Annotated in this window: 6 protein-coding genes, 1 rRNA gene and 2 pseudogenes; 3 read left to right on the top strand and 6 right to left on the bottom strand. The window is 50.4% G+C overall.

What is annotated here, in order from left to right; genetic code table 11:
- Window positions 1–676 precede the first annotated feature (676 nt).
- Both CKW19_RS27975 and CKW19_RS27965 read right to left on the bottom strand, forming a co-directional pair.
- A complete protein-coding gene (locus tag CKW19_RS27975; protein WP_256580393.1) occupies window positions 677–841 on the bottom strand; it encodes a hypothetical protein in 165 nt (54 codons plus the stop codon).
- 508 nt (window positions 842–1,349) lie between these two features.
- A complete protein-coding gene (locus CKW19_RS27965; RefSeq protein ID WP_143500405.1) occupies window positions 1,350–1,631 on the bottom strand; it encodes a hypothetical protein in 282 nt (93 codons plus the stop codon).
- 377 nt (window positions 1,632–2,008) lie between these two features.
- On the opposite strand from CKW19_RS27965, the pseudogene CKW19_RS27960 reads away from it, so the two are divergent.
- Window positions 2,009–2,152, top strand: a pseudogene (locus CKW19_RS27960) (ATP-binding cassette domain-containing protein); the annotation flags it as partial.
- 11 nt (window positions 2,153–2,163) lie between these two features.
- On the opposite strand, the gene CKW19_RS27955 reads toward CKW19_RS27960, so the two are convergent.
- The 3 genes from CKW19_RS27955 to CKW19_RS27945 form a co-directional block, all read right to left on the bottom strand.
- On the bottom strand, window positions 2,164–3,441 hold the full coding sequence (locus CKW19_RS27955) for an OprD family porin (protein WP_371856356.1): 1,278 nt from the start codon (window positions 3,439–3,441) through the stop codon (window positions 2,164–2,166).
- Between the two features lie 300 nt (window positions 3,442–3,741).
- A complete protein-coding gene (locus CKW19_RS27950) occupies window positions 3,742–5,247 on the bottom strand; it encodes a M81 family metallopeptidase (RefSeq protein ID WP_095061747.1) in 1,506 nt (501 codons plus the stop codon).
- A gap of 27 nt (window positions 5,248–5,274) precedes the next feature.
- Complete coding sequence (locus CKW19_RS27945) at window positions 5,275–6,582, bottom strand: MFS transporter (RefSeq protein WP_095061745.1); 1,308 nt, start codon at window positions 6,580–6,582, stop codon at window positions 5,275–5,277.
- Window positions 6,583–6,711: 129 nt separating this feature from the next.
- On the opposite strand from CKW19_RS27945, the gene CKW19_RS27940 reads away from it, so the two are divergent.
- Window positions 6,712–7,623, top strand: coding sequence for a LysR family transcriptional regulator (locus CKW19_RS27940; RefSeq protein WP_095061743.1), 912 nt, complete (start codon window positions 6,712–6,714; stop codon window positions 7,621–7,623).
- Between the two features lie 170 nt (window positions 7,624–7,793).
- A pseudogene (locus CKW19_RS27935) lies at window positions 7,794–8,024 on the top strand (IS3 family transposase); the annotation flags it as partial.
- Between the two features lie 97 nt (window positions 8,025–8,121).
- On the opposite strand, the gene rrf reads toward CKW19_RS27935, so the two are convergent.
- Window positions 8,122–8,218 (bottom strand): 5S ribosomal RNA (gene rrf / locus CKW19_RS27930); the annotation flags it as partial.

The following is an 8,218-nucleotide window of genomic DNA, read 5'->3' as shown; positions in this document are numbered from 1 at the left end:
CAACCACTTGCGCTTCAGATCTCTCATCAGCGGGAGGCGAATTCTACAGCGTTACCCGCTGTTGTCAACACCTCTTTTTCAACTTCCTTTTGGCTTCGATGAACTGAAGCAACCTGCTGCCGAAAACCGCGTAACTCTTTGTTTACCAAGGAGTTTTCCATTTCGACTGCGCCGGAAGTGGGGCGAATTATAGACACCTGAGATCTGCCGTCAAGCACTGATTTTGCTTTTCTATCAATAGCTTGCAGAAAGGGGGAACCAGCTCCCCCTTCTATATAGAGGGCCGGCCTTTTAGCCCTCTCCCCTGCCCGCCCCATTTTCAATGGCTGCCATGCCGGGGTCCGATCGCACCGACAGCAATCGGCCAAAACGCTCATCGCAATGCTTTGAGCTTCTCACTGGAGCATCGCAGGGATTCAAGCGACCATCCATTGATGATCGACGCCCCACCATCAGAACGGTTACTTATGTGCTTTAACCGCCCCCTGGTAGTAAGGCTGGCTGTCAATTCGCGGTTCATAGACGCCAGTGCGTAATGCTGTCTACATCCATATCAAAGGTAAAGGAGGCGGCGCAGCGTGTACCGTTTGGCCAGACGATAGGGTTTTAATCATGTTTAATCACCAATGGCTGCTGAATATTACTGACTCACCAAAATTCGCGAGCAATCCCGGCATCAGTACTCGTGATCGCGCAGCCAATCGGAGTAATGCAGCAGTCCCTTTTGCAGCGACCATTGCGCTCGATAGCCCAATTCCCGCTCCGCAGCACTCATATCCCATGCCCCATGCCGATCGAGATGCCAGTAGCCATCGCCGATTTCGACGTGAGCCTCAGGCATTATTTTTCTGATCAAATCAACGGCGCCCCATATCCCTTCCTGTCCCAGTATTCACGACAACACGCTTCATAAGTTCACCTATGGCTTTAAGCGAGTGCAGCTACAACATGAACTGCATCCGCTAACTTCGGAATCAGGACTCTTGCGTTGGAGTTAGTACGTTTTGTTTGGAAATTCGCGACTGCCATAACACAATCATCGCGCCAGAAAGGATGGTCAGTGCACCAAGGTACCAAGCGGTGTATTTATCCTCAGGCGAAACCGGATTGGCGCCGGCGGTATACCGATATATCCCAGGACAAGGATTGCCAGCACAGCCGGGATCGACAGTATCACTGCCAAACCGAAACATTGCCGGTGGAAGGTCATAACAATAAATGCAGCAACAGCCGCCATGCAGGACATCACCAGCGTGATAGCCAGGAGCGGTGCACGCAGAGGTGGTTTTTTTAGTTTTTCAAACTCGCAATGTCTGTTGAAGTTTCTGGACATCTACAATTTAGACAGTTCAAAGTAGGACGTTAAGCTTGTTGTCAGCGGCATTTAGTGTAGCCATCACTCTAATCGCGCGCTCACCGTAGAATTTTTTGACAATGCCGTCATACACACAAAGCACAAGCCCCTCTTCTGACACATATGAACTACCGCCCTCTATCAACACCAAATTATAAACATCATAGCGATGTGCGACATCTGATCTAAGGTCCTTGCAAATAGCACGATGATCAGGCTCCGCAGCATAGGCATTAAGTGGCGCAAGCAGCGCGAGCATTAATACTAGCTTTTTCATTAATCAGTTTAGCTCGCAGTTAACAACAATTAAGAGCCCGCATGGTAGGACGGGCTAAATTGAGTGTCAATATTCGATATGTGCGAGGTGGTCAGACTCTATCTCCTACTAAATACATCAGACATATAAGCCCAAGTTACTCCTAACACAAAACCTAATACCCAAACCTTTTACAGATCAACAAAAGCTCTACATATAAAATAAATCAGCAAGGAGCTTCTATAGAAGCCTTGCCGCGAACTGAGAGGATCTTGGTGCATGCAGGGCTGCGTATTCACGGCGTACGGTGCCGACCTGCGATCGGCAAGCGAAGGTAGCAGTGTCCGTAACGGCGCAGCTCCTCTCAAATAATAAAAGCGCCGAGGGCTACCAATGCCATCGCCAACGATGGCATTGATCTCAGTGTGATGCCCGGCGAGATCCATGCCGTACTCGGTGAGAACGGTGCCGGCAAATCCACCCTGATGAAAATCATCTACGGCGTCACCCGCCAGACCTCAGGCGAGATACCCTGGAAGGGTACCGCCCCCCCTTAGAGAAGCGGAATGCTGTAGCTTACAACTATCCGGTTCTGATCTTGGTTACGAGCGGCATCGCTATTGGATTTACCGTTACGCCAGCCGAAGCCAACACCTTTGAGCGCTCCCGACTGAAGGACGTAGTCCAGAGTAAAGTCTCTTTCCCATTCTTTCTGATCAGTACCGGATGCTGTCTTGATATTGTTGCCGGAAAGGTACATGACCGATGCTTTGAGACCAGGAACGCCCATAGCAGCGAAGTCGTAGGCATACTGACCGAAAGCTGTCTTCTCACCTGCGCGGGTGAAGCTTTGGATAAAACGATCGGTATATAAGTAGACGCTCGCCCCACCGGCACCCTTGTCTACAAGGCTACCCTGATTGAGTTGAGTAAAATTGCCGCCATCTGAAACGCTTTGATACCCCGCCGTAACGGCGTGCCCTCCCACGGTGTAAATCAGTGCAGCACTCCAGGTGCGGTTATCGATTTCGCCATCACCGTTTTCGGTGTAACCGCTGATTCTGTAGCCAGTGGTTCCGGAGCTGTTTGCACCGGACGAGTCAGTGTTGAAGTAGCGCAGGTCGGTTTTCAGAGATTGATTGTCCGAGAGCGCAAGCGTGTGAATCAGTCCAAAAAACTGCTGGGTATAGTAGTTGTCGAGATGGGCATAGTAGTACTGAGCCGTCAAATCCTTGGTGACTTTCCAGTCGCCCCCGGCGAAGTCGAACTGGTTGCTTTCACGCGTACCGCCCATAGCGGCCAGCCCCGTCTGATCAGTTGAACCGCGACCTGTTGCATGTTCAATTCGCCCCCCCGTCAGGGTCAGGTCCTTGAACTCGCTCGAGGTAATTTGGCCGCCCTCGAAGGTTTGTGGCAGCACCCGTCCATCGTTGGCGACCAGTATCGGAAGTTTCGGAATCAAGGTACCGTAGCGCAGTTCGGTCTTCGACATTTTGACTTTTCCGGTCAGCCCCAGCCGGCTCCACTCGTCAACGGCGCGGTTATCACTGTCCGAGGGAATCATAGAGCTGCCGACGTGGCGTCCCTTGCCAGTGTCCAGGGTAACACCCAGCAACCCCAAGGCATCGACACCAAAACCAACGGTACCATCGGTATATCCCGACTTGACGTCCAGCATGAAACCCTGCGCCCACTCTTCGGTTTTCGAAGGGGCCGCGGTGCCATCACGGTTGTCGTTATTGAAGTAAAAGTTCCTCATTCCCAAAGTAGCTTTGCTATCACTTAGGAAGTCAGCAAACGCCTGGCTACTCATGGCAATGGTGCCAAACATCAAAGTTGCAGAAATTTTATTTACGTTCAATTATAATGCTCCGATTTTTTTATAATTTTTAGGTAACAGAAGCAACAAGGAAATCTTCCAAGCCAACGCAACACGCACGAATCCCACGCAAATTTCGCTAACGCGAATGCATCAACTTAATATGCACAACTGAAATGCCTTCCTTCTTATCTACTGGTGTAATCCGCTTTCTGGATCCAGATAGATCAGGAAGTATTTTTTATCCAGGCGAACGTTCACTTACGCCATTTGCGTTAATGTCGCTCCATACCTAAAGTTCGATTACGATCATTAAGCGCGGCATGCAGGGCTGTGGAATGAAGGCCCGTTTGGTTTTAGCCGGATTCCCTCACGAAGTTTTTTCCATGGAATGTCCGCTGGATCCGCGGTCATGGGCCCAGGTGCTTTGGCAACGAGTACTTGGTCGGCAATCGGCTCGAAATCGGCTCGAAAATGAACAGAGCTTTTATTGATCAGTACACTCATTTGCTCAGGTTCTATACCTGCTATCCGATACAAATTCCTGTCCAGCATCTGGCACTTACCAGAGCTGACAGCCACCTTCACACCCCCGATTTTCAAGCATGCAACAGGCCCGACATCAACTTCCATGCCATTCATCATCGGGCCTGCAAAACGACAGCGGCCATCGGATAAATGCATTACTTCAAAGCGCCCCTGCAAGGGACTATCGCCCGGTGCGCCCGACTGCCCCCCGAGCGCTATTTCAATGAAACCGCCTACCCCGGCTGCAATGGCGGACTGAACTGCTGCCGGGTCATAAAGCAATCCTACGGCAGCATTAGTAGCACCGTGTTTAATGAGTGCCTTCAGCATTCCTGTCGTGTTCGAATCCCCGCCTGCTCCCGGGTTGTCTTGGGTATCGGCAATGACGATTGGACGCTGGGCGGTTTCTGCTAACGTCATTGCCCGGAGCACTGCTTCGTCCGGGAGCAGGAAAGGTACTTCCCACTGATCCTCCTCCTCCACTACCATTTTATAAAGGACAGCGACAGCAGCCTTGATCTCTCGCCTGTCTGTTCCATAACCCCAGATAACCGGCCCACACTCCTCGAAATCAGCGGCTGGAAAGCCTGGAGTAAATGAGAGTGAAAGGCCTTCGGACTCAAGGTGTTCTAATTGCTCGTAAAGGCTTCGTGCTGGATCCATGAGCGTACACATCCCGTTTATCGGGATCAGGAAAGGAAGGCGTAAGCTTTCGCAATGCAGTTTTCCCGACCGGAGCCGCAAATCAAGTAATTTGGCGGCTCGTGTGCCAGTTTCAGCCATATCCACGTGGGGATAAGTACGAAATGCAACCATCGCATCTGCGTGTGTGAGCATCAACTCAGTAACATTAGCGTGTAAATCCAAAGAGACGACTATCGGGATATCCTTACCGACAACAGCTCGTAGCCGAGCCAGGAGCGTCCCTTCACCATCGTCCGTATGATCGGCAACCATCGCGCCATGCAGGTCTAGATATATACCGTCGATTGCTTCGTTTGCAGCGGCCTTTATGATTTCATCGGTAATGCGATCATAGGTATCTTGAGTGACATGCGCGGATGGACTGGCCCCAGCCCAAATCACCGGGACTACTTCATAGCCCAAGCGGTCAGCCTCAATCAAAAATCCGCCTGCCGGAATATTAACATTCCGAAGTTCCAACATTTCTTCCCCTCTTACCATCTGAGGAAAACCTTCCCCCCTGACAAAATTTTCATATTCAGCTTTGGATGGCGCGAATGTATTTGTTTCATGTTGAAAACCAGCGATCAGAATTCGATATGTCATGGCTATTAAGACGCCTCATTGAAATTTTTAGGTAGGCTGTGTAGTACAAATTTTTTGCTGCGCAGGTTGCGGCCTGTTGGCGGCGAGTATCAAAGCACCCACCACAAGAATTGTAGCCATGACCAGAAGACCAGAGTCTGAGTTGCCAGTGGCGGACTTGGCATAACCGATCAACGTGGGACTGATAAACCCGCCCGTCAATCCAATGGTGTTAATAACGGCGATCCCACCAGCAGCAGTGTCACCTTTGAGATGTTGCGAAGGGATTGCCCAGAATACCGTATAAGCAACCCACATCATGGTCGTAGATAGAGTCAGAAAAGTGAGTGCCAAAACAAAGTCGGCCTTATAAATTACTGACCCAGTCAAGCAAATCGCCGCAATCAATGCTGGCACCGCTGTGTGCCAACGCCGCTCATAGAAATGATCTGAGGTGCGACCAAATATCAACATCCCCAGCATCGCACCAATGTATGGAATCGCTGAGTAAAAGCCGATCTGCATGACACCTTGAACGCCTGCGTCCTTTAGAATCGATGGCAGCCAAAAGCTCATTGTGTAAATTCCGCAAATCAAGCAGAAGTAACCGGCCGCCATTAGATACACACGTGGGTCTTTTAATACTTGAACAAATGAATGGTGGGCTCCCTGCCCTTCACCGATATGCGCATTCAGCACTTGTTTTTCACGCTCACTCAACCAAGGCGCGACCGAGGGTTTATCGCTAAGAACTTTCAGCGCTATGAGACCTAACACTACAGCCGGTAATGCCTCCAGAAAAAACATCCATTGCCATCCGGCCAGGCCGTGGAAACCTGCGAAGGAGGTCATGATCCACGCGGACAAAGGTGCCCCAAATATGCCGCCCAGTGGCCCGGCAAGCATAACGATTGCCATCACTCTGCCTAACCGCTCGCGCCCGTACCAATAGGTAAGGTAAAAAATCATTCCGGGAGCGAAACCCGCCTCAAAGACGCCGAGGAGAAAACGCAGCACGTAAAATGATCTCTCGCTTTCTACGAACACCATGCATGCAGATGTAATACCCCACAAAATCATTACCCGGCTGAGCGTCTTGCGCGCTCCGATCTTCGGCAATAGCAAATTGCTAGGCGTTTCGAACAAGGCGTAGCCCACGAAAAATATTCCGGCACCCAGTCCGTAAGCAGCATCAGATAAACTTAGATCGCTTTGCATCTGAAGCTTGGCAAATCCCACATTTACCCGGTCCAGATACGCCACCACGTAACACAGGAGCAAAAAAGGTAATAACCGCCAGTCTATTTTTCGATAGATGGTCGATAGCTCGCTCGATGGATTAATGCACCTTTGCATACTGCCTCCGCTGTAGGCGTTTTTATTGTGCAACCAGTATTCAGGTGGAATGGCAATGCAAGCAACAGCAACTTCTTGATGGTATCGTTGCCCTAAGGGCAACGATCATGCATAGGGGGAGGATTGTTTGTGAGAGATCTGAATCAACGCCGAATGCGGTATTTCTATGAGGTGCTGTCCAGCGGCTCCATTCGGGGGGCGGCCGAAAACCTGAACACGGCACCTTCAGTTATCACCCGGCAAATCCAACTGCTGGAAGAGGAAGTGGAAACTGTATTGTTTGAAAGGCAAGCACGTGGCGTGGTTCCTACTGAAGCAGCCCACCTTCTCTTGGAGTTCTGGCGTGGCTGCCAGGCACAACAAGAGCACCTTGAAGACCGCTTGCGAGGACTGAAGGGGTTAAGGGAGGGTGAAGTCCGTATCGTTACCAGCGAGGGGTTCATCGATTTGCTGATTGATCATGTTTTGCGGGATTTCACTGCCACCTATCCCGGTATTCGTATCAGTCTCGATGTGCTTCCCGTCAAAAGCGTTCTGGAGGAAGTCATTCAGAGCACTGCCCATATCGGCCTCGCTTACAATCCATCTGCGCATCCTGAAGTCGCCTACCGCGCATCTTCACTTCAACCTGTCCGATTGCTCATGCGATCAGATCATCCGCTTACGCGTCTCAGTGAACCTCTCAAATTCGAAGAAATAATGCGTTACCCGTTAGCTGTGATGCCGCTTGAATACGGGTTAGGGCAAATTGTTCAGCTTGTAGCACATACAGAAAATCTGTCCATTCGACCGGCCTTGGTAACGAACTCGCTCACTGCCCTCCGACGTTATGTGATGAGCGGAGAAGCGGTAACGATGTTGAGTGAGTTTTCTGCCTTTAACGATATGATCAGCGGAGACCTGGTGACTCGCTCAATTGATCATCCACTATTCCAAAATATATATGCTCGCCTTTTAGTTAAAAAAAGAAAACCCCAGTCTGTTGGTGCAGAAGAACTTATAAAATGGATTAAAGAACGAATATTTATATTCAATCAATAACCACCAACGATAGATTGTTGGCTCCGATGCCGAGCTGAGCCAGTTGCCGAGATACCACTGACCCAGCCTGATTCTTCGCGAATCGTTGCCAGTGCTGGATTTTTTGTCGAGTTTTGGAGGCAGTCTTGTTTCAGCACTCGGGGGTCAGTTTTCAACCGGTGTAGACAGATAGCCGCAGCATCGTGTCGAAGATGCAGGAAGACGGCGAGCAAATCGGGCGGTTCAAGGTGCGTGGTCTGATGCGGGAACTGAAGTTAGCCAGCAAACAACCTGGATCACATGCCTACAAACAAGCGACGGTCGAGCGGCCTGATATTCAGAACATTTTGAATCTAGAGTTTGAAGTGCTGGCACCCAAACAGGTCTGGCGTGGCGATATCACCTATGTCTGGGCTCAAGGGAATACCGCCTGACGGGACGGTGTTGTAAGGACATTGAACTTTCCTGCGGACAAAACAAAACCCCAATTGCTTTCGCAATTGGGGTTTCGGAATTTAATCTTGACGATGACCTACTCTCACATGGGGAAACCCCACACTACCATCGGCGATGCATCGTTTCACTGCTGAGTTCGGGATGGGATCAGGTGGTTCCA

The sequence above is a fragment of the Pseudomonas sp. Irchel s3f7 genome, from assembly GCF_900187615.1.
Taxonomy (GTDB): Bacteria; Pseudomonadota; Gammaproteobacteria; order Pseudomonadales; family Pseudomonadaceae; genus Aquipseudomonas.
This window is presented reverse-complemented; position numbering and strand designations above follow the sequence as displayed.

Bases quoted from the DNA above. Each gene is read 5' to 3' on its own strand.
- CKW19_RS27950 (WP_095061747.1), bottom strand. From the start codon at position 5,247: ATGACATATCGAATTCTGATCGCTGGTTTTCAACATGAAACAAATACA.
- CKW19_RS27955 (WP_371856356.1), bottom strand. From the start codon at position 3,441: ATGTTTGGCACCATTGCCATGAGTAGCCAGGCGTTTGCTGACTTCCTA.
- CKW19_RS27975 (WP_256580393.1), bottom strand. From the start codon at position 841: ATGCCTGAGGCTCACGTCGAAATCGGCGATGGCTACTGGCATCTCGAT.
- CKW19_RS27945 (WP_095061745.1), bottom strand. From the start codon at position 6,582: ATGCAAAGGTGCATTAATCCATCGAGCGAGCTATCGACCATCTATCGA.
- CKW19_RS27965 (WP_143500405.1), bottom strand. From the start codon at position 1,631: ATGAAAAAGCTAGTATTAATGCTCGCGCTGCTTGCGCCACTTAATGCC.